Origin of the sequence: Streptomyces wedmorensis, from assembly GCF_000716445.1 — a bacterium.
GTDB classification, from domain to species: Bacteria; Actinomycetota; Actinomycetes; order Streptomycetales; family Streptomycetaceae; genus Streptomyces; species Streptomyces wedmorensis.
In genome coordinates, this window is sequence record NZ_JNWK01000238.1 from 1 (window position 1) to 214 (window position 214).

Annotated in this window: 1 protein-coding gene; it reads left to right on the forward strand. The window is 68.2% G+C overall.

The features are described from left to right. The coding region (locus OO54_RS41255; RefSeq protein WP_033213070.1) for a hypothetical protein at window positions 1-214 on the forward strand (214 nt) is incomplete at both ends.

The following is a 214-nucleotide window of genomic DNA, read 5'->3' on the forward strand; positions in this document are numbered from 1 at the left end:
GCACAGCGCTCACTGGCGGCGGACGCTCCCCCCATCCCGGACCTCGGCGTCTACGCGGCGGAGGCGCGCAAGCTGACCGAGGCCGGCGACGTCGTGCTGGGCAGCAGGATGCTGCGTGAGTACTTCCACATGCAGGAAGCGAGGATCGCTTGGGAAGATGCCAACCCGAACCTCCTGAACGAGGCCTCGCAGCACAAGGTCGGGCCGTACGACG